The sequence below is a fragment of the Methanofollis liminatans DSM 4140 genome, assembly GCF_000275865.1.
In the GTDB taxonomy this organism is placed as follows: Archaea; Halobacteriota; Methanomicrobia; order Methanomicrobiales; family Methanofollaceae; genus Methanofollis; species Methanofollis liminatans.
The window spans coordinates 749,377-766,903 of record NZ_CM001555.1 but is presented as its reverse complement, the minus strand read 5'-3'; the positions used below and the strand labels follow the sequence as shown (position 1 = coordinate 766,903).

The window sequence follows — 17,527 nt, the reverse complement described above, 5'->3', positions numbered from 1 at the left end:
GGTACGGCCAGAGCGTCTTTCACAGGGGGACGGCCTCCCGGTGGATGCGGTCCCTGATATACCAGTGCAGCCCCCCCTCGGTCACCACATCGACCGTGCGGCCGAGCAGGTTCTCCAGGTCCTGGACGAGAGCGACATGGTCGAGGAGATTTCGTCCCGGTTCAAATTCGACGAGGAGATCGATATCGCTCTCCGGGGTCTCCTCGCCCCTGACGACGGAGCCGAAGAGCCGGACTGTACGGGCGCCGTGACCTGCTGCGATCCGCAGGATATCATCCCGTTTTTCGAGCACATCTGCATACAGGCTCATCTGATCCTCTCCTATCTGAATAGGGGATCATAAGGGTTGCCATGGGGCCGCTCCCGTCTCCGCGATCTACTGCCGTCCCCTTGCATGGCGTTCACCTGATAACGAGCGGCGGGGCTACGGAAGGTCTCTGGAAAAAAGCGCAGAGCACGATCTCGTCCATTTTGGGCATGAAGTACGGGTCACCCGATCTCGTCTGTACTCCCGGGGCAGTTCTCCTCGCGGAACGGATTGACGATGGATTCAGGACAGTCTGTACAGGCGTATTCTAGAGATAGGGGAAGAGTGAATCGTCCCCACTGAACCAGGAAAACACCATAAAAAACGCAGTAATCTCCAATCAGGCCAAGAATAAAACCAATTTCCGCCCGGATTCCGGCTCCACCCCCAGCCGTATGCGAGGGTTTGAAGGCATTTCATTACTACCAATCATACGGCCTGCCAGGGGGGCAGGAGAGGGGGCGGCATTTCCCGTGTTTCTCCGATGCCGTCCGCAGGGGCCGGATCTCCGGATCTCGGCGGCATGGGCAGGGATTGGCCGGGCGACCCCCGGATCCCGGGACGATACGGGCGTATTCAACCCACTCTATCCCCCTCACCAGAGAGGGATCATCAGCATCAGCACCACTATTCTATGATCTCCGTTCCATCCCTTTTCGTACGGTATGTCAGACGTCACGATCATGGTGCCTCACGATAAGCGTCAGGCGCTCCGTCTTCCTCCCGATGCCATCCAGGCTGCACTGCAGCAGGAGCTTGCCCTGGCGCTCTACCAGCGCGGCATTCTTTCGTCAGGGAAGGCATGTGCTCTTGCAGGGGTGAAACGGTGGGAATGGGAGCTATTGCCTGGCGCACGGAAGATCCCGCGGCACTATGCCGACGAGGACCTCGATCAGGACAATCGCTTATAGCCGCAGGCGGTCAGTAACTCCTCCCCACTGATCCACCTCTCGGCGATTGGTCGCCTGAGCCCACTCCAACATTCCGCCTGCGGTCTGCCGGCGGCAACCGCCCTGGCAGGGATGCTGGTTCATCCAGGCCTGGTGACGGGTTTTGCGCACCGCCCCCGGACCGGAGGTACACAAAGCACGGGTACCTATAAATACGCCCTTACCCCAGATCCACTCGATTCAATATGACCGCTCACCTCCAGACCGATGACCTCAGGCGATTGCAGGAGCGAACGGCCTGGATCAGGGAGCACTTCGGCGTGGAGCGGATCGGGATCTTCGGCTCCGTCGCCCGGGGGGAGAATACCCCGGCGAGCGATATCGACATCCTCGTCGAATTCGCGATTGGGAAGGCGACATTTCAGAACTTCATGGCCCTGATAGCGTACCTGGAAGACCTCTTCGGCCGGAGGGTCGACCTGGTCACCACAGGCGGGATCGATCCCTACCTCCGCCCGACAATCGAAGGCGAGGTGATCTGGTGTGAGGCGTGAAGAGGTCTTCCTCCGCCATATTGCAGAGGAGATGGCTTTTCTGGAGGAGCAATGCGGCGCTATCACCTTCGATGACCTCGTCCACGACGAGGTGCTCAAACGATCGGTTCTCCGGAGCATCGAAGTGATCGGCGAGGCGGCAAAGAACCTCCCCCCGCCTTTCAGGGAGGCGCACCCCGAGGTTCCCTGGAAAGCAATGGCAGGGATGAGGGACCGCCTGATCCATGCCTATTTCAGTGTAGACTGGGAAATCGTGTGGGACGTCATCACCCACGAGATCCCGGCACAAAAACCCCTGATCCATGCGTTGCTCGACATCTGCGATGCCTGAGGGAAGGGCCGAGGGGCGGGGGCGTTCGGTCGGCACCATGCAAAGAGCCATATGGGATCAGGTAAGATACATCTTACAGGACACCCATGGACATTGGCATCACCAGACTGAGTTCGAAGGGGCAGATCGTCATTCCGGCATCTATGAGGAAAGATCTTGTCGAGGGGACACACCTGCTCATCATCAGGGAGGGCGGCCGTTTTATCGTAAAACCCCTTGATGAACTGGAGCCGGAGCTAAAAGAAGACATTATCTTCGCAGAGAGAACAGAAAAGGCATTTAAGGAGTTTAAAAAGGGTACATTCACCAGAAAGAGCGATGTCGATTTTATCAACGATCTTGAATCATGGTAACCGTTGCCTACGATGCGTCCTTCAAGAAAACGATCAAAAAGATCCGTGATCGCACGACGAAGAACCGGGTGAAGCAGCAGATCATCAGGATCGTCAATGATCCGGCGATCGGAAAGCCGATGAGGTACGGCAGAAAGCAGACGAGGGAGGTATATATCCCCCCATTCCGGTTATCATACTGCTATGATCAGCAGAGGGATCTGCTGGTCTTTCTGGATCTCTATCACAAGGATGAGCAGTAACACCTGACGATCCTTTGCCAGAGCTCTTTGAACCAACCTGAAGTTCTGTCAGGGATACAACCGTGATCTGCTCTCCGGCATCGATAGTCTCTTCAAAGTGGAGTTCGACGGCATCTTTGACATTATGCATGAGTTCGTCAAGCGTCGTGCCCTGCGTGAAGATGTCCACACCCATTGCCGCGGGCGCACCAGAACGCACCGTCAAAATAGCTATCAAATGTAACCAGCATGACCGGTGCCTCCAGATAGTGCATGGGATGTCGCAATCATACATATGACCGGGGGTGAAACAGCACCGTGCAATCACTCTTGCAGAATATACCATGATTATTCCGGAAGCATCGAAGAAAACGCTTTGCCGTGACCTGATCGAACGCGTGGAAAATGGTTTTCTTGATCCAACCGGTCAGAAAAGGGGAAGGAAGTAGGTTCTATCACAGCAACCCCCCCCTCTAATTCCTGAACATTTATTGGACATATATCGGCCATATCAGACACATTCCTCCCGGCAGATCCGGATTATCCCCGTACGCACATTTACGATCCCGAAGAAGAGGGAATGACCGGCAGCCGTACCGGTCTGGAGAGTGAGCGGCATTTTGTGGGATCCCGGAGCACCGCCCACCAGGATGGGACCTCACCATTAAGCGTATTCAACCCACTCTATCCCCCTCACCAGAGAGGGTCATTCAGCACCAGCACCACTATTCTATGATCTCCGTTCCATCCCTTTTCGTACGGTATGTCAGACGTCACGATCATGGTGCCTCACGATAAGCGTCCGGCGCTTCGCCTTCCTCCCGATGCCATCCAGGCTGCACTGCAGCAGGAGCTTGCCCTGGCGCTCTACCAGCGCTGCATTCTTTCGTCGGGGAAGGCATGTGCTCTTGCAGGGGTGAAACGGTGGGAATGGGAGGCATTGCCTGGCGCACGGAGGATCCTGCGGCACTATGCCGATGAGGACCTCGATCAGGACATTGCCTATGCCGCGGGCGGTCAGTAATTCCTCGCCGCTGATCCACCTCTCAGCGATTGGTCGCTTACACCTGCTCCAACGCTTTTCATCAGTGTGTATTCCGCCTGCTGTCTGGCGCGAGGTCGTGGATGAGGGCGGCAACCGCCCGGGAACAGGGGAGGTCAGGGGGGCTGGCTCTCGGTGGTCGAGCCCGGGTGCACCTGCTCGAACAGAACCTGCACAAAACGGAGAGCACTCGCCCCGGCCATGGAGATGAAAGAGTATCATGAGCGGGATCACCGGTGCGGATCAGATGACGGCATCCACAAAAGATACATAATTGCAGAAAAATAAATCAGTGATAAGATAACCCCCTCGCCGTACCTGCCGGACAGGGGCTCCCACACCAGATCAGGTTGATGCTGCCATGAGCCGCGTGAAAGAGGAGATCATCAGCGAGTTGAACAATCTCTCGCCCGGGGCGTCCAGAGAAGTTCTCAGTTTCATCAGGTTCCTGAAACATACGCGCCAGAAGGCCGAACCCGACACCGCCCTCGCGAGCGAGCCCGTGCTCAGGAAAGACTGGCTTCTTCCCGAGGAGGAGGAGGCATGGAGCGACTTGTAAAAGGCGATGTTGTTGTCGTGCCGTTTCCCTTCTCTGATCTTACAACGGTGAAACGGCGTCCGGCCCTCGTCGTTGCCACCCCGGGTGGCGACGACATCATCCTCTGCCAGATCACGAGCCAGCAGGTCAGGGACCGCTATGCCATCAGCATCAGCGATACCGATTTCACCGAGGGCACGCTCCAAAAAGCAAGCAATATCCGGCCAAACCGACTTTTTTCCGCAGATGCCAGTCTTGTCCTGTATCGGGCCGGCCACCTCAATGATCAGGCGATACTATCGGTCGTCACCAGGCTCATCGAGATCCTTCAGGCGGGATAATCCCCGGGTGGAGTCGCCCCGCCATGAAGACGATCATCCGTGCAGGCAGTTCAGCACCACACCACCGGGAAGACCGATCAGCGAGGGCGAGCGCATGAGCACCCCCTGAAGAGCCTCTTGCCCGGCCCCCCGGCTTTTGCGCGTGCTCACCGATCCCGGTGACGCACCGTCTTCGATGGGTCGCTACCCCGCCCTCAGATATGGGCGCCGTCTTCCCCCGACCACCAGCTCCACCTCCAGACCCCTGACAGGGGCAGGGGCGTAACCCATGTATCTCCTCCCACAATCCTGAAATAGTACACTTGATAGTATATTACTTATGAGTGCCTTCCTTGGCCGGGAGCGTGAGCTCACCCATCTCCATGAGCGCTACAGGAGCGAGAGTGCAGAGTTCATCGTGCTCTACGGCAGACGGCGGATCGGGAAAAGCGAACTTATCGATCAATTCCTCCATACCACCGCAGGAATACACCTGATCGCCCGGGAAGAGTCGAAAAATCTGCAGCTCCGAAAATTTTCCAGAGATCTGGGCGCATACTTCCAGGACCCATTCCTTCAAAAGAATGGTTTTTCTGATTGGGACAGTTTTTTTGAGTACCTCATCCAGCACGCCGGCTCCCGTATCGTGATCGCCATCGACGAGTTTCCCTACCTGATCAAGGAGGATCCCTCCCTTCCCTCCATGCTCCAGGAATACTGGGATACACGCCTGAAAAATACCCGGATATTTCTCATCCTCTCCGGGTCGAGCATATCGATGATGGAATCGGCGACGATGGAGTACGGGAGTCCTCTCTTCGGGAGGAGGACCGGGCAGATCCTGCTGCAACCCCTCAGGTTCGTCCATGTCCTCGATTACCTGGGGGAGATGAAGAAGGCAGTCGAGTTTTACGCGGTCTTTGGAGGGACACCGGCATACCTCATGGCCGCCGATCCCGACCGGGATATTCAGGAGAATATCGAGGAGAAGGTGATGAGGGAGGATTCGTTTCTCTTCAGGGATGTGGAGTTCGTCCTCAGGACCGAACTCGTCGAACCGAGGTATTACTTCTCCATCCTCTTCTCCCTTGCGCAGGGGAACCACAGCATCGGCCTCGTCTGCAACGACACCGGCCTTTCGAAGAGCATCGTCAACAAGTACCTCTCGATCCTCATCGACCTGAAGCTGGTGTACCGGCGCATCCCGGTGACCGAGGGCTACAAGAGCAGAAAAGGGCTCTACTTTCTCTCGGACAACCTTTTCGACTTCTGGTTCTCTTTCGTCAACCCCCACCTTGATGCACTTGAGCGCGGCAATGCCCGGCTGATCGCGGACCATTACGTGCGGCCGCACTTTGCCCGGTATGTCGGCAAACATTTTGAGGACATGGTGATGGACCTCTTCGATCACTTCAACCGCCGCGCTCTCCTGCCGTTCGTGTTCACCAGAATCGGGAGCTGGTGGCACCGGGGAGAGGAGATCGATATCGTCTGCCTCGCCGAGGACCCGCATCATATCCTCTTCTGCGAGTGCAAATGGCAGGACGATGTCGATGCCGCAGAGATTTTTTCTGAGTTGCAGCGAAAGGCGTCACTCGTCTCCTGGCACAACGACCGGCGGAGCGAGCACTTCTGCGTCGTTGCACGGTCGTTCTCGCGCAGGGGCGATTGCGCCTGTTTCGATCTCGAGGATCTTGCGGCGCTGGTGCGGAGAGCGGCACAGGGATGAGGTGCGAAGATTCTGCCATACGGTCCGGGAGCGGCATATCTTATCTATGAAGGGAGATGATACCCTGATATTGACGGCCGTGCTCTCCAGGGAAGAGGATATGTACATCGCCGAATGCCCGGAGGTGGGCACCGTCAGCCAGGGCGGGACGGTGGAAGAGGCAGTGGCAAACCTCAAGGAGGCAACAGAGTTGTACCTTGCCGGATTCCCGATGGAAGAAGGGGGGCGGCCCATCATCACGACGTTTGAGGTGGCCGAGCATGTGCAATTATATAGTGCCCCGTAAGAATCTACCAGAGGAGAGGTTATGCAGATCACGAGTGCTCCTGACGGGACCATTCTCATCAATGGTAAGGTTGTAACCGCACTCGATCGTTTTGTGGCTTCGGTGACAGAGATCATCAAGCGGTATACCGACTACGTGATCGTCAGCGGCTACGTGGCGATCCTTTTTGGAAGGGCCAGAGGTACCGAAGACATCGATCTCTTCATCGACTATATGGATAAGGATATGTTCCGGTCTTTTTTTGAAGAGATTCTGGCACGGGGGTTCTACTTTTTAAATTCAGATGATGTCGGGGAGATATATTCGATGCTCCGGGACGGGCTTGCCGTAAGGATTGCCGAGAAGGAGAAGATCATCCCAAACATTGAGATGAAATTCAAAAAAGACGACTTCGATCGTTACGCCATGAATATGGCGAAAGTGGTGACCTTCGAGGATATCCAGTTCTCTATATCTCCCATCGAGCTGCAGATTGCGTACAAACTCTATCTCGGGAGCGACAAGGATATTGAGGATGCGGTCTATCTCTGGGTGTTGTTTGAGGAGATGCTGGACGGCGATCTGCTGCGAACGTTTATGGAGAGGCTGCATGTGCAGGGGGAGCCGTATGGAATTAAAGTTTGACCGCGAGCGTAACCGGCAGGAGAGGCTCGCCTTTGTGCGGAAGCAGGCCCTATGGGTCAGAGAGGCCCCGAATGAAGTGTGGAGCCGCGAGCAGGCCGACCTGATCGATTCGTTCCTGGAGAATGCCGGAAATTATGCCCTCTCCCGTGCCCGGTACCTCGATCTGCACCGGGCTCTGGCGAGGCAACGCCGAACGGGAGTAGTGGACGGTACCGGTTCGGCGTGATGGCGCCCCATGAGCGTTCTGCCTTTGTCAGGCCGGAATTGTGGGAGAGGGACAGCAGAGCGTTCATCCCCTCACCCGGGTCTTCCCGCTCCGCCCCCACAAGACAAAGGAGCATGTTGGTGCAGGGATTTTTGAACATGGCTGCCGCAGAACGGTATATCCAGGCGAGCCGAGCACCTTCACCAGAAGAGATCCACTAACAACCGGAGATTCTGGCAATTGAACCGACCTGAAGTTCTGTCAGGGATACAACCGTGATCTGCTCTCCTGCATCGATAGTTTCTTCAAAGTGGAGTTCTACGGCATCTTTGACATTATGCATGAGTTCGTCAAGCGTCGTGCCCTGCGTGAAGATGTCCACACCCATGCCGCGGGCACACCAGAACGCACCGTCAAAATAGCTATCAAATGTAACCAGCATGACCGGTGCCTCCTTGTAGTGCATAGGATGTATGCCACCAATAAATATGACGGGAGGTGCAGGAAGTGGCCGGGGTTTTTGCCTGTTTTTCACGTAAATACCTCGTTGCCCGGCACATGTCAGAGGATAATAATCCCGTACCTCCTGGATGGGTGTGCAATGCGAGCACCGGCAGAGGGTGCAGGAGCGTGCCGGGGAGATCATTGTCGGAACGAACAGGGTACGGTTCACAGGTCTTTCTGGACGGTGCATCCAGTTCAGGATCTTCGATTCTGCTGATGAAACCCTGCAGAATGAGATGAATTATATATGACACACCCTCCATGGAGTATACAGGGGGCAGAACGAATTGAGCGCGTTAAAAGAGCACTCTATCACCGATGAGCATGGAGAGGGCGTTGCAGTGATTCTTCCCCTCCACGAGGAGGAGGACCTCCATGATCTAGTTGTGGCGGCAGAGCGACGAAACGAACCGGCCATCACGCTCAAGGAGATGAAAAAGCAAATCCAAACCCCCGATCAACATATATCCAGACCGACAGGTTGACAGAGAATACGTTCGCATATACGAACATATGTTCAGTGACACGAACATCATCTCCAGAACTTCGTTTTTGCTTCTCCGATTTCTGGGAAGGAATTATCATGAAGGATTTTATGTTCGTGAGATCGCCCGGGCCCTGGATCTGGGGCTGGGAACGGTCAGTGAAACGCTTGCACGTCTTTCAGAGGCCGGTCTCCTCCACCGCGAGGAGAGAGGACGTCTTGTGGTGTACCGGGCAGCGATGGAGAGTCCGCTCCTGCGGGAGATGAAGATCTGTGCCACGCTCATTGAAATAAACCCGCTGATCCTCCGGTTGCGGAGAGATGCGAAGAGGGCGATACTTTTCGGGAGCGCGGCAACCGGCGAAGACACCGATGAGAGCGATATCGATCTCTTTATCGAGACGGTGGATATGTCAGGCGTGGTGGAGAGCGTTGCAGCGGTTCAGGCCGTTCTCGACCGCGAGATCTCGCCGATCATCCTCACGCCTGGCGAATTCCGTTCGTTGAAAGCACGAGATCAAGCCCTGTATGAGCGTATTCTCGGAGGAACGGTGTTGATCGAGGAGCACGATGAAGTATCAGTTTGAGCAGTGCCTGAAGCGGGGGAAGATCGTGCGCATACCGGTCGATGAGGCGCTGGTTGCAAAAGAACTGCAGGAGGCAGGAGATGATTTCGATGCTCTCGCACCACTCTCTTGCGGAGGCGAATATGAAGTGGGCGATCATCCAGGGCTACTATGCACCGTTCCATGCCCTTCGTGCGCTGGTCTTTGCCAGGGGTTAAGCGCGAAAAGAGCCACACCTGTCTTCGGTATGCCGTCGAAGCGCTTTATATCGATGAAAAAATTCTGCCCCCATCCATACTTGAAGATTTCACCTTTGCGATGCGCACGCGTGAGGGCGCGGATTATGGGTGCGTGTACTCAGAAAGCGATGCCCGGGACGTGGTGAGATCGGCAGGGGTTATGCTCGATCAGATCAGGACGGTTGTTCAAACGTGAGGATCACGCGGCCGAGGTGGGAATCCTGCTCTTTCGAACTGATTTCAAAGGCGCGTTCGGCATTCCTGATGGAGAGATCATCTCACGGCTGCACGGATCGGCGCCTGCCGGCCCACGAATATAACACGGCCATTTCCCGATAATGACCTGAATTTAGCCGTTTTTCGGCCAGAATGCCTCCCCCTCCCCGGCCGCATGCGGGGGTTTGAAGGGCGTTTCATTACTGGCAATCATACGGGCCGCCAGGGGCGCAGGAGAGCGCCCGGTATTTCGTGGGTTTCTCGAACGCCGCCTGCCGGGCCGGAATCGGGGGATCCCGCCGGTATGGGCGGGGATTGGCCGGGCGATCCCCTGATCCAGGGACGATACGGGCGTATTTTGTCTATGGTGAAGGGGGGCCAATGGAGTGTTCCCCATCGCCCTCGCCATTCTGAAGCGGGAAAAATCATCAGGCGAGATCAAGCATCTCCCTGACCGCAGCCTGCAGATCAGGAATTTTGTTCAGGACGACATCCCACACGATCTCATCATGCACCCCGAAGTAGGCGTGAATGAGAATGTCCCGCATGCCTGCAATCTTTCTCCAGGGAACACCGGGATGCCCGGACGTGAGCGGTTCGGGAATGAGTTTGACGGCCTCGCCGATCACCATGAGGTTCCGGATCACCCCATCCTGCACAAGATCGTTCTTTATGAACGCCTCGTAGTCCATTCCCCGGGTATATCGCTGAATCCTCTCGATCGCCTCAAGAATGTCTCTTAGATAGAGATTATATTCCCTGGACATACCTGACGCTCCGGAGGATGTGGGGTGCAAGACCCGGTTTTAAGGTGTCCCGGTCGACGAGGTCGACGCTCCTCCCGAAGAGGTCTTCGAGAAAAAACTTGAGATCCATATAGGTGTCAAAGGAGCGTCTCCCCTCTTCGAACTCGATCAGGATATCGATATCGCTGTCTTCGCGTGCTTCGCCCCGAACGAAGGACCCGAAGATCCCGATCCGCCGGACGCCGAGGCTCCTGATCCGCGCCCGGTGATCTGCCAGCGCACCGATGATGCCCTCCGCCGTCAGCATGCTATACCTCTGGTACGCACTGATCAGGATAAGGGTTTCCTCCCGCGGCCGGCCCTGCGCCCTCGGTCTACAACAACGAATTTAAACGTGCAATTTTAGATTTTTCGCCAGATTTATGCCGATTTCCACCCGGATTCCCTCCCTCTCCCTGGCCGCATGCGGGGGGTTGAAGGGGCGTTCATTACTAGCAATCATACGGGCCACCAGGGGGGCAGGAGAGGCGGCGGCATTTCGGGGTTTTCTCCAATGCCGCCTGCCGGGCCGGGATCGGGGGATCTCGACGGTATGGGCAGGGATTTGCCGGGCGAACCCCGGATCCGGGGGCGATACGGGCGTATTCAACCCACTCTCTCCCCCTCACCAGAGAGGGGCATCAGCATCAGCACCACTATTATATGATCTCCGTCCCATCCCTATTTATCAGGTGAAGCAGTATGTCAGACGTCACGATCATGGTGCCTCACGATATCGTCCGGGCGCTCCGTCTCCCTCCCGATGCCATCCAGGCTGCACTGCAGCAGGAGCTTGCCCTGGCACTCTACCAGCGCGGCATTCTTTCGTCGGGGAAGGCATGTACTCTTGCAGGGGTGAAACGGTGGGAGTGGGAGATATTGCTTGGCGCACGGAAGATCCCGCGGCACTATGCCGACGAGGACCTCGATCAGGACATTGCTTATGCCGCGGGCGGTCAGTAACTCCTCCCCACTCATCCACCTCTCAGCGATTGGTCGCTTACACCTGCTCCAACAGTTTTCATCAGTGTGTATTCCGCCTGCTGTCTGGCGCGAGGTCGTAGAAGAGGGCGGCAACCGCCCGGGGACAGGCGAGGTCAGGAGGGCCCGCGAGGAGGGCTGGCTCTCGGTGGTCGAGCCCGGGAATACCGCTCTGGTGCACCTGCTCGAACAGGACCTGCACCCGGGCGAGGCGGAAAGTATTGCCCTGGCCGTAGAGTTGAAGCCGGATATTCTCCTTCTCGACGAGACCGAAGCCCGCCGTATCGCCGGACTCTACGATCTCCCGGTCACCGGGATTATCGGCCTTTTGTTGCAGGCGAAGGCTGAAGGCCAGGTTGTTTCGATGCGCGAGGAGATGGACCGGCTGCGAGGAGAGGGGGGATTCTGGATCCATGATGCGCTGTACAGGCGCATTCTCACAGTGACAGGGGAAGAGTGAATCGTCCTCATCGAACCAGGAGAACACCATAAAAAACGCATTAATTTCCAATCAGACCAAGAATCAAACCAATTTCCGCCCGGAGTCCGGCTCCATCCCCGGCCGTATGCGGGGGTGTGAAGGGCATTTCATTACTGCTAATCATACAGCCCGCCAGGGGGCCAGGAGAGGGGGCGGAATTTCCCGTGTTTCTCCGATGCCGCCCGCAGGGGCCGGATCTCCGGATCTCGGCGGCATGGGCAGGGATTGGCCGGGCGATCCCCGGATCCGGGGACGATACGGCCGTATTTTGTCGGTGGTGGAGGGGGGTCCCCTGGAGAGAGGCCATGCGCCCCATTCCAGAGGTACCAGAGATTCAGGGCTTTTTCAGCGGGTGTGCCCGGAAATAACTATCCTTCATGGAGATCGGCAGGAGGGGCAAAGAGAAATCCACTTAAACCATTGCCGCAAAATAAAACATGAGTTTTCGCACATTCATCCGGAGCACCCCCACCATGAAGACGATCATCCGTGCAGGCGGTTCAGCACCACACCACCGGGAAGACCGATCAGCGAGGGCAGGCCCATGACCACCCCCCTGGCAGACCTCTGGCCCGGCCCCCTCCCCGCCCCCGCGGTGCGGACCGCCGACGAGATGAGGTGCGTGCTCGCCGACCCCGCGGCCCCCTGCGACGGCCCCCTCTATTTCATGTACCGCGACTGCGCCCTCACCCCGGAGGACAGCGCCTGGCTCGGCGGGCAGGGCGTCAGGTTCGACCTCACCGTCATCCCGCCGGCCGTCATCGGCGGCGAGTACGTCAAGACGAAGGGGCACTACCACCCGGAGAACCCGGCCGGCGTCGGCTACCCGGAGGTGTACCAGGTGCTCGCCGGGGAGGCGCACTATCTCCTGCAGAGAAAGGATCTTTCAGATGTGGTGGCGGTCACGGCGCGATCGGGAGAGTTCGTATTTATCCCGCCAGGATATGGGCATGTAACGGTCAACCCGGGGAAGGAGGTGCTGGTGATGGCGAACCTGGTCTCGACGCGGTTTTCGAGTGAGTACGGGGTGTACGAAGAGCGGAGGGGGGCGGCGTACTATGAGATGGAGGGGGGCGCGTGGGTGCGGAATGCGCGGTATGGTGCGGTGCCGGAGATCCGGGAAATTCGGGCACAGGAAGTACCGGAGTTCGGGATCAGGCATGGGAGGGGGATCTATGACCTGGTCGCCGGGCCGGCGGATCTCTCGTTCCTGAACGAGCCTGAAAGAATGGTTGTTGCGTAGCCAGAAACCCCGGATACAGCCACCTCTTGCGGAGTTGCCTGGAAATAACCACCCTTCCCGGAGATCGGCAGGAGCGACAAAGAGAAATCCACTTAAACGATTGCCGCAAAATAAAATATGAGTTTTCGCACATTCATCCGGAGTACCCCCACCATGAAGACTATCATCCTTGCAGGCGGTTCGGGCACCCGCCTCTTTCCCCTCAGCCGGACCTGCTACCCGAAGCAGTTCATCCCCCTCCTCGGAAAAGAGTCGCTCTTCCAGCGTACCGTACGGCGGGCGCTCCTCTTCTCCTGCTCTGAAAACAGAAGTAAGATTTACAAATCGGATAATAGGGGAAACACACATTAAAAGAATAAAACTCTATTTATTTAGTAATTCATCCATTGAGAATAATATTCTCTTCCCCACCCCCGAGGATCCAACGTGCAGACAGAAACCAATACCAATCAACATTTTGCGGCGCAACTCCCCCGCAACCTCGCGGCAAACATCGCCTACTTCCTGGTGAACGTCGTCATCGGCGTCCTCCTGGTTCCCTACTTCATCGACACCCTCGGGGTCGCTGCCTACGGCCTCATCCCGCTGGCGACCTCGATCACTGGCTACGTTGCGATCGTCGTCCAGTCCCTTAACACCTCCGTCTCCCGATTCCTCACCGTCGACCTCCAGCGAGAGGACTATGCAGCCGCAAACCGAACCTTCAACACCGCCTTCTTCGGGCTCTCTGCGGTCATCCTCCTGATGGCTCCGATCATCCTCACGGTCGCGTATTTTATCCCGGCAATCTTCAGTATACCTGAAGGGCAGGAGAGCGGCGCAGTCCTCCTCTTCCTCGGGGTTTCTGCCGCCTTTATGATCCGCTCCTGGAGCGGAAACTTCACGGTCCAATTATTCGCCTACAACCGGCTTGACCTCCAAAACCTCGTTAACATCACAAATATCGTAATTCAAACCGGGCTGATCGTCCTCCTCTTCACCCTTCTCGGTCCTGACCTCGGCCTTATCGGAGGGGCATACCTGGCAGGGGCTGTCGTGGCTTCAGGAGTCTCGATTGCCCTTGCCCAACAGGTCTGTCCTTACTTGCGGGTTTCAATCCACTCCTTCGACCGTAGCAAGGTGAAAGATCTCTGTGGGATGGGATGGTGGTCTGTTGTCAACCAGATCGGTGTTCTCCTCTTCCTCCAGATTGACCTCATTGTCGTAAACCTCCTCTTCGGGGCGACATCAGCTGGGGAGTACGCAATTGCTCTACAATTGTCGGTACTGCTCCAAGCAATATCAGGGACAATTGGGGGGGTGCTGACGCCTACGATCCTTAGTTACTACGCCAATAAACAAACGAAAACTCTCATCAAAGTCACAAAGAGTACGATTAAGTTGATAGGACTTATCATGGCCATTCCACTAGGTTTGGTCTGTGGGCTTGCCCCCCAAATTCTAAAATTTTGGGTCGGTTCAGATCTCGCCTTCCTCGCTCCATTAGTTATTCTCATTATTGGGCCACGCATTACCACATTCTCAATCTCTCCTCTGTTCACCATCAACATCGCCTACAACAGAGTGCGGGTACCAGGGATCGTGACGTTTTTCATGGGCATCGCAAACTTCGGCCTTGCGATCGCCCTCCCACTCCTGACCGGCTGGGGCTACTACGGAGTTGCAGCCGCGGGGGCGATCGTTCTCACCCTGAAGAACGCCCTCTTCACCCCCTGGTATGCGACGAAGGTGCTCGGGGTTGGAACCCACACCTTCACTCGGTCGATGCTCCCTGGGATCGTGGCGACCGTCCTCATTGGGATCGCGGCAGCAACCTTGGGTGCGGTCCTCCAGCTTCCTGCCCAGGTTACGCTCACCGTTGTTGGTGCGGCCATCACCCTGGTCTACCTTGTGGCAGTCTGGGAACTCGGCCTCAGTGGATTTGAACGAGAACTCTTTGTGTCCTACCTGCCCCCAACGCTCAGGAGAATTATCGTATGAAACCATCTGTTATTACCGCCGTCGTCAAACACGACCTCTGCACCGGTTGCGGTACGTGTGTAAGTCTTTGTCCGAGGAATGCAATCTCGCTAGAAAAAAATGACCAACGAGGAATCTACCTCCCAACGGTAGAGCATATAAAGTGTAATAACTGTGGGATATGCTATAACTGCTGTCCTGGCCATAGTGTTAATTACGCATATCTGAACGAGTTCTCCTTTGGTGCAATACCAAGTCACCCTCTTCTAGGTAACGTAAGAGATTGCTGTGTTGCATATGCCATAAATCAAGAGCGAAGATACAATTCATCTTCAGGGGGCATAATTACAGAAATACTCATTTATGCACTCGAAGAGGGACTAATCGATGGGGCGCTAGTAACAAGGATGAATTGTAATAAACCCCTAGAGCCAGAGCCATTCATAGCAAAAACGCGTGAAGAAATTCTTGAAGCTGCAGGATCAAAATATTGTCCAGTTCCCACCAATGTTGCAATAAAGTACATTTTGGAGAACGAAGGAAAGTATGCAGTTGTTGGGCTGCCGTGTCACATCCAAGGAATTAGAAAAGCGGAGGCAATGAATAAAAAACTGCAGCATAGAATAGTGTTACATCTCGGTTTATTTTGCGCAGGTACAAAGACTTTCCTCGCCACAGAGTTATTACTCCATAAGATGAATATTAATCCATTAACAGTTACCAAAATAGAATACCGGGGTAGAGGATGGCCCGGATCCATGTCAATTTCAACATCAGTTAATGATGCTGCTATTATTATACCCTTATCTGATTATTACAGCCCCTATTTTAGTTCCTTCACCCCATGGAGGTGTATTTTATGCATCGATCATACAGCGGAGTTAGCGGACATATCATGTGGAGATGCATGGCTAAAAGAGATTACAGAGGATGACAATCTTGGTTCTTCCATTGTATTGCCTAGGAGTATAATTGGCAAGGATATTATTGATGATATGACTAAAAAAAGTCTCATCAGAATTAAGGAAATAAGTACTGTTGATGTCGTTCGATCGCAAGGAGGAATTGAAAGAAAGCGTCGCCATGTGATTCGTGTTAATCTGTCAAAGCTTTTAGGGAAAAGCACCCCAAAATATCTTATATGTAACGATCTGCCCAAACCATCAAAGATTGATTGGGTACTCGATCTTTTTATTCTCTGTCCACGCACAGTTTTAGCAGCGAATCGTCAAACCATCCAACTCTTAAATATATTCTTATCCATAATAAAATATGTCGGCAAATTTATCCGAAAAATTAAGATATCTGCCTATTCACTTTGCGATGTAACCAGGTGATTTAATAGTGAACCATTTAACATTGATTTGTGAATGGTCTCAGTTAATTGCGCTACCATAATTTCCCGGAGATCCATCGAATCCACAAGGATATCACATATTTTATTTACAAATGGTTGCGATTGGAGATCTTCTATAGGATAAATTGCATTTTTTTGACCAAACATCCTAATTATCTCTAATCTTTCATCCGCTCCGTTTGAAAGGGCGATGACCGGAACACCCATTGACATTGCATTAATAACCGAATGGATTCGTTCCCCGATGAACAGATCAAATTTTCCGATCAAACCTTTTAATTCAGCAGCATTATATTCTGTTTCGATTAAAATGATATGATCTTTCATACTGCTACGGGAGTAAATATCTTTTGCAGCCAGTCGATCATCTCTAAAAGGATCTGGGCCAATACAATGGGGCAAAAATACAAATAATGCATTTGTATTTGAGATGATCTCGTCAATTATATTCACAAGTACCCTTATATGTTCATTATAACTCTGATCTGGATCCAAATAGGGGTATGCGATGTTTGCTTTCTCCCTCGTGACTGTCATCCCAATTAATGGCATATTACTCTCTTGGAGCCCCTCTTTTGCCATTATTTCATATACCCGGTCATCAGTTTCAGGTTTCATAAGGAAGGCGAGATCAGATGTCACGTAAATGCTTTCATTCTTAACCCCAAGGTCGATACAGCGTTCATAGGAAATATTCTCCCGTAAAGTAATTAGATCTAGATGTTCAAGTGCAAACCTATAGGCCATTCTCGTAAGAATGCCCAGTGTTTTCGGATCTTTTATACTTCCAGCATACAGAATCGATACTTTATTCATCTTTTTCGCAAAGAATGACATAAATATAGGATATCCAATGACAGGGATGCTCGGCCCGCCACCAATGCCGAAAGCTCCATTGTGCCCTATAATAATTACATCCGAAATTATATACTCCTTCCAAATGGGGGAGCGATAAAGACTAAAAACCTTTGACCCCATTAACTTGAACAGACAGAGAAATCCAATATGATTCAGTAAAAATATCATTGAAGAAATAATTTTTGAAAGTCTCGACTTGAATCCACGGTCACCAAAAAATAGAAGATATTGTCTTATATCAAGAATTTTAATCTTAGATCCATATCGACTTTTATCCAATTGGGGATTCGTTGATAACATTGATAACTGAAAATCCCCAAGAGAATTGAAACTTTCAAGCATTCCTTGCAATATCGTTTCTTCTCCTTTATTTAAACAGGGAACATTTTCTGCAAGTAAAAGTCTTTTGACCATTATTACAATCTCCTATAACTTAAAATAATGATTGACTCTG

25 protein-coding genes are annotated in these 17,527 nt (G+C 53.9%); 20 read left to right on the top strand and 5 right to left on the bottom strand.

The genetic code is table 11. The features are described 5' to 3' along the window. Positions 1 to 19: 19 nt before the first annotated feature. Positions 20 to 310: a nucleotidyltransferase family protein gene (locus METLI_RS03875; protein ID WP_004038215.1), complete on the bottom strand. Its 291-nt coding sequence runs from the start codon at positions 308 to 310 to the stop codon at positions 20 to 22. A gap of 662 nt (positions 311 to 972) precedes the next feature. Here METLI_RS03875 and METLI_RS03870 point away from each other — a divergent pair. The 12 genes from METLI_RS03870 (at position 973) to METLI_RS03815 (ending at position 7,421) form a co-directional block, all read left to right on the top strand. Continuing rightward, on the top strand, positions 973 to 1,218 hold the full coding sequence (locus METLI_RS03870; RefSeq protein WP_004038214.1) for a UPF0175 family protein: 246 nt from the start codon (positions 973 to 975) through the stop codon (positions 1,216 to 1,218). A 224-nt stretch (positions 1,219 to 1,442) separates the two neighbouring features. After that, positions 1,443 to 1,751 carry a nucleotidyltransferase family protein gene (locus METLI_RS03865; RefSeq protein ID WP_004038211.1) on the top strand — a complete coding sequence of 103 codons (309 nt, stop codon included), beginning with the start codon at positions 1,443 to 1,445 and terminating at the stop codon, positions 1,749 to 1,751. After that, positions 1,741 to 2,082, top strand: a complete 342-nt coding sequence (locus METLI_RS03860; RefSeq protein WP_004038210.1) for a HepT-like ribonuclease domain-containing protein — start codon at positions 1,741 to 1,743, stop codon at positions 2,080 to 2,082. Before METLI_RS03865 ends, METLI_RS03860 begins: the two co-directional genes overlap by 11 nt. 86 nt (positions 2,083 to 2,168) lie before the next feature. Further along, positions 2,169 to 2,435, top strand: a complete 267-nt coding sequence (locus tag METLI_RS03855) for an AbrB/MazE/SpoVT family DNA-binding domain-containing protein (protein ID WP_004038208.1) — start codon at positions 2,169 to 2,171, stop codon at positions 2,433 to 2,435. Next, a complete protein-coding gene (locus METLI_RS03850) occupies positions 2,429 to 2,677 on the top strand; it encodes a type II toxin-antitoxin system RelE family toxin (RefSeq protein ID WP_004038206.1) in 249 nt (82 codons plus the stop codon). Before METLI_RS03855 ends, METLI_RS03850 begins: the two co-directional genes overlap by 7 nt. Before the next feature lie 742 nt (positions 2,678 to 3,419). Next, positions 3,420 to 3,680 carry a UPF0175 family protein gene (locus METLI_RS03845; RefSeq protein ID WP_004038204.1) on the top strand — a complete coding sequence of 87 codons (261 nt, stop codon included), beginning with the start codon at positions 3,420 to 3,422 and terminating at the stop codon, positions 3,678 to 3,680. A 379-nt stretch (positions 3,681 to 4,059) separates the two neighbouring features. Further along, a complete protein-coding gene (locus METLI_RS03840) occupies positions 4,060 to 4,257 on the top strand; it encodes a hypothetical protein (RefSeq protein WP_004038202.1) in 198 nt (65 codons plus the stop codon). Continuing rightward, positions 4,242 to 4,577 (top strand): type II toxin-antitoxin system PemK/MazF family toxin, encoded by a 336-nt coding sequence (locus METLI_RS03835; protein ID WP_004038200.1) that lies wholly within the window; start codon positions 4,242 to 4,244, stop codon positions 4,575 to 4,577. The genes METLI_RS03840 and METLI_RS03835 overlap by 16 nt, the downstream gene beginning before the upstream one ends. Positions 4,578 to 4,896: 319 nt before the next feature. Continuing rightward, positions 4,897 to 6,285, top strand: coding sequence for an ATP-binding protein (locus tag METLI_RS03830; RefSeq protein WP_004038198.1), 1,389 nt, complete (start codon positions 4,897 to 4,899; stop codon positions 6,283 to 6,285). 46 nt (positions 6,286 to 6,331) lie between these two features. Further along, positions 6,332 to 6,571, top strand: a complete 240-nt coding sequence (locus METLI_RS03825; protein WP_004038196.1) for a type II toxin-antitoxin system HicB family antitoxin — start codon at positions 6,332 to 6,334, stop codon at positions 6,569 to 6,571. 21 nt (positions 6,572 to 6,592) lie between these two features. Then, entirely contained in the window at positions 6,593 to 7,195 is a 603-nt protein-coding gene (locus tag METLI_RS03820) for a hypothetical protein (protein WP_004038191.1), read from the top strand. Next, positions 7,179 to 7,421: a hypothetical protein gene (locus METLI_RS03815; RefSeq protein ID WP_004038189.1), complete on the top strand. Its 243-nt coding sequence runs from the start codon at positions 7,179 to 7,181 to the stop codon at positions 7,419 to 7,421. The genes METLI_RS03820 and METLI_RS03815 overlap by 17 nt, the downstream gene beginning before the upstream one ends. A gap of 196 nt (positions 7,422 to 7,617) precedes the next feature. Here METLI_RS03815 and METLI_RS03810 read toward each other — a convergent pair whose 3' ends face one another. After that, entirely contained in the window at positions 7,618 to 7,866 is a 249-nt protein-coding gene (locus METLI_RS03810; protein ID WP_004038188.1) for a type II toxin-antitoxin system HicB family antitoxin, read from the bottom strand. Positions 7,867 to 8,191: 325 nt separating this feature from the next. Here METLI_RS03810 and METLI_RS13320 point away from each other — a divergent pair, with 325 nt between their 5' ends. Beyond that, entirely contained in the window at positions 8,192 to 8,389 is a 198-nt protein-coding gene (locus tag METLI_RS13320) for a hypothetical protein (RefSeq protein WP_004038186.1), read from the top strand. Between the two features lie 28 nt (positions 8,390 to 8,417). Continuing rightward, the gene (locus METLI_RS03805; protein ID WP_004038176.1) at positions 8,418 to 8,975 is read left to right on the top strand and encodes a MarR family transcriptional regulator; all 558 of its coding nucleotides are present in this window, start codon (positions 8,418 to 8,420) and stop codon (positions 8,973 to 8,975) included. 862 nt (positions 8,976 to 9,837) lie between these two features. Here the strand turns inward: METLI_RS03805 and METLI_RS03800 are convergent. Continuing rightward, a complete protein-coding gene (locus tag METLI_RS03800) occupies positions 9,838 to 10,176 on the bottom strand; it encodes a HepT-like ribonuclease domain-containing protein (RefSeq protein ID WP_004038174.1) in 339 nt (112 codons plus the stop codon). After that, the gene (locus METLI_RS03795; protein WP_004038172.1) at positions 10,160 to 10,462 is read right to left on the bottom strand and encodes a nucleotidyltransferase family protein; all 303 of its coding nucleotides are present in this window, start codon (positions 10,460 to 10,462) and stop codon (positions 10,160 to 10,162) included. Before METLI_RS03795 ends, METLI_RS03800 begins: the two co-directional genes overlap by 17 nt. Before the next feature lie 434 nt (positions 10,463 to 10,896). Here METLI_RS03795 and METLI_RS03790 point away from each other — a divergent pair, with 434 nt between their 5' ends. The 6 genes from METLI_RS03790 (at position 10,897) to METLI_RS12685 (ending at position 16,195) form a co-directional block, all read left to right on the top strand. Next, positions 10,897 to 11,157: a UPF0175 family protein gene (locus METLI_RS03790; RefSeq protein ID WP_004038170.1), complete on the top strand. Its 261-nt coding sequence runs from the start codon at positions 10,897 to 10,899 to the stop codon at positions 11,155 to 11,157. A gap of 64 nt (positions 11,158 to 11,221) precedes the next feature. Continuing rightward, entirely contained in the window at positions 11,222 to 11,635 is a 414-nt protein-coding gene (locus METLI_RS03785; RefSeq protein ID WP_217178705.1) for a DUF3368 domain-containing protein, read from the top strand. 565 nt (positions 11,636 to 12,200) lie between these two features. Continuing rightward, entirely contained in the window at positions 12,201 to 12,899 is a 699-nt protein-coding gene (locus METLI_RS03780; protein WP_004038167.1) for a glucose-6-phosphate isomerase family protein, read from the top strand. Positions 12,900 to 13,052: 153 nt separating this feature from the next. Beyond that, entirely contained in the window at positions 13,053 to 13,250 is a 198-nt protein-coding gene (locus METLI_RS03775; protein WP_004038166.1) for a sugar phosphate nucleotidyltransferase, read from the top strand. A gap of 75 nt (positions 13,251 to 13,325) precedes the next feature. Beyond that, positions 13,326 to 14,879: an oligosaccharide flippase family protein gene (locus tag METLI_RS03770; RefSeq protein ID WP_004038164.1), complete on the top strand. Its 1,554-nt coding sequence runs from the start codon at positions 13,326 to 13,328 to the stop codon at positions 14,877 to 14,879. Next, positions 14,876 to 16,195 (top strand): Coenzyme F420 hydrogenase/dehydrogenase, beta subunit C-terminal domain, encoded by a 1,320-nt coding sequence (locus tag METLI_RS12685; protein WP_004038162.1) that lies wholly within the window; start codon positions 14,876 to 14,878, stop codon positions 16,193 to 16,195. The genes METLI_RS03770 and METLI_RS12685 overlap by 4 nt, the downstream gene beginning before the upstream one ends. Here the strand turns inward: METLI_RS12685 and METLI_RS03765 are convergent. Beyond that, positions 16,168 to 17,487 carry a polysaccharide pyruvyl transferase family protein gene (locus tag METLI_RS03765; RefSeq protein WP_004038161.1) on the bottom strand — a complete coding sequence of 440 codons (1,320 nt, stop codon included), beginning with the start codon at positions 17,485 to 17,487 and terminating at the stop codon, positions 16,168 to 16,170. The genes METLI_RS12685 and METLI_RS03765 overlap by 28 nt on opposite strands. Positions 17,488 to 17,527 lie beyond the last annotated feature (40 nt).

Bases quoted from the DNA above. Each gene is read 5' to 3' on its own strand.
- METLI_RS03875 (WP_004038215.1), bottom strand. From the start codon at position 310: ATGAGCCTGTATGCAGATGTGCTCGAAAAACGGGATGATATCCTGCGG.
- METLI_RS03870 (WP_004038214.1), top strand. From the start codon at position 973: ATGTCAGACGTCACGATCATGGTGCCTCACGATAAGCGTCAGGCGCTC.
- METLI_RS03865 (WP_004038211.1), top strand. From the start codon at position 1,443: ATGACCGCTCACCTCCAGACCGATGACCTCAGGCGATTGCAGGAGCGA.
- METLI_RS03855 (WP_004038208.1), top strand. From the start codon at position 2,169: ATGGACATTGGCATCACCAGACTGAGTTCGAAGGGGCAGATCGTCATT.
- METLI_RS03850 (WP_004038206.1), top strand. From the start codon at position 2,429: ATGGTAACCGTTGCCTACGATGCGTCCTTCAAGAAAACGATCAAAAAG.
- METLI_RS03845 (WP_004038204.1), top strand. From the start codon at position 3,420: ATGTCAGACGTCACGATCATGGTGCCTCACGATAAGCGTCCGGCGCTT.
- METLI_RS03840 (WP_004038202.1), top strand. From the start codon at position 4,060: ATGAGCCGCGTGAAAGAGGAGATCATCAGCGAGTTGAACAATCTCTCG.
- METLI_RS03835 (WP_004038200.1), top strand. From the start codon at position 4,242: ATGGAGCGACTTGTAAAAGGCGATGTTGTTGTCGTGCCGTTTCCCTTC.
- METLI_RS03830 (WP_004038198.1), top strand. From the start codon at position 4,897: ATGAGTGCCTTCCTTGGCCGGGAGCGTGAGCTCACCCATCTCCATGAG.
- METLI_RS03825 (WP_004038196.1), top strand. From the start codon at position 6,332: ATGAAGGGAGATGATACCCTGATATTGACGGCCGTGCTCTCCAGGGAA.
- METLI_RS03820 (WP_004038191.1), top strand. From the start codon at position 6,593: ATGCAGATCACGAGTGCTCCTGACGGGACCATTCTCATCAATGGTAAG.
- METLI_RS03815 (WP_004038189.1), top strand. From the start codon at position 7,179: ATGGAATTAAAGTTTGACCGCGAGCGTAACCGGCAGGAGAGGCTCGCC.
- METLI_RS03810 (WP_004038188.1), bottom strand. From the start codon at position 7,866: ATGCACTACAAGGAGGCACCGGTCATGCTGGTTACATTTGATAGCTAT.
- METLI_RS03805 (WP_004038176.1), top strand. From the start codon at position 8,418: ATGTTCAGTGACACGAACATCATCTCCAGAACTTCGTTTTTGCTTCTC.
- METLI_RS03800 (WP_004038174.1), bottom strand. From the start codon at position 10,176: ATGTCCAGGGAATATAATCTCTATCTAAGAGACATTCTTGAGGCGATC.
- METLI_RS03795 (WP_004038172.1), bottom strand. From the start codon at position 10,462: ATGCTGACGGCGGAGGGCATCATCGGTGCGCTGGCAGATCACCGGGCG.
- METLI_RS03790 (WP_004038170.1), top strand. From the start codon at position 10,897: ATGTCAGACGTCACGATCATGGTGCCTCACGATATCGTCCGGGCGCTC.
- METLI_RS03780 (WP_004038167.1), top strand. From the start codon at position 12,201: ATGACCACCCCCCTGGCAGACCTCTGGCCCGGCCCCCTCCCCGCCCCC.
- METLI_RS03775 (WP_004038166.1), top strand. From the start codon at position 13,053: ATGAAGACTATCATCCTTGCAGGCGGTTCGGGCACCCGCCTCTTTCCC.
- METLI_RS12685 (WP_004038162.1), top strand. From the start codon at position 14,876: ATGAAACCATCTGTTATTACCGCCGTCGTCAAACACGACCTCTGCACC.
- METLI_RS03765 (WP_004038161.1), bottom strand. From the start codon at position 17,487: ATGGTCAAAAGACTTTTACTTGCAGAAAATGTTCCCTGTTTAAATAAA.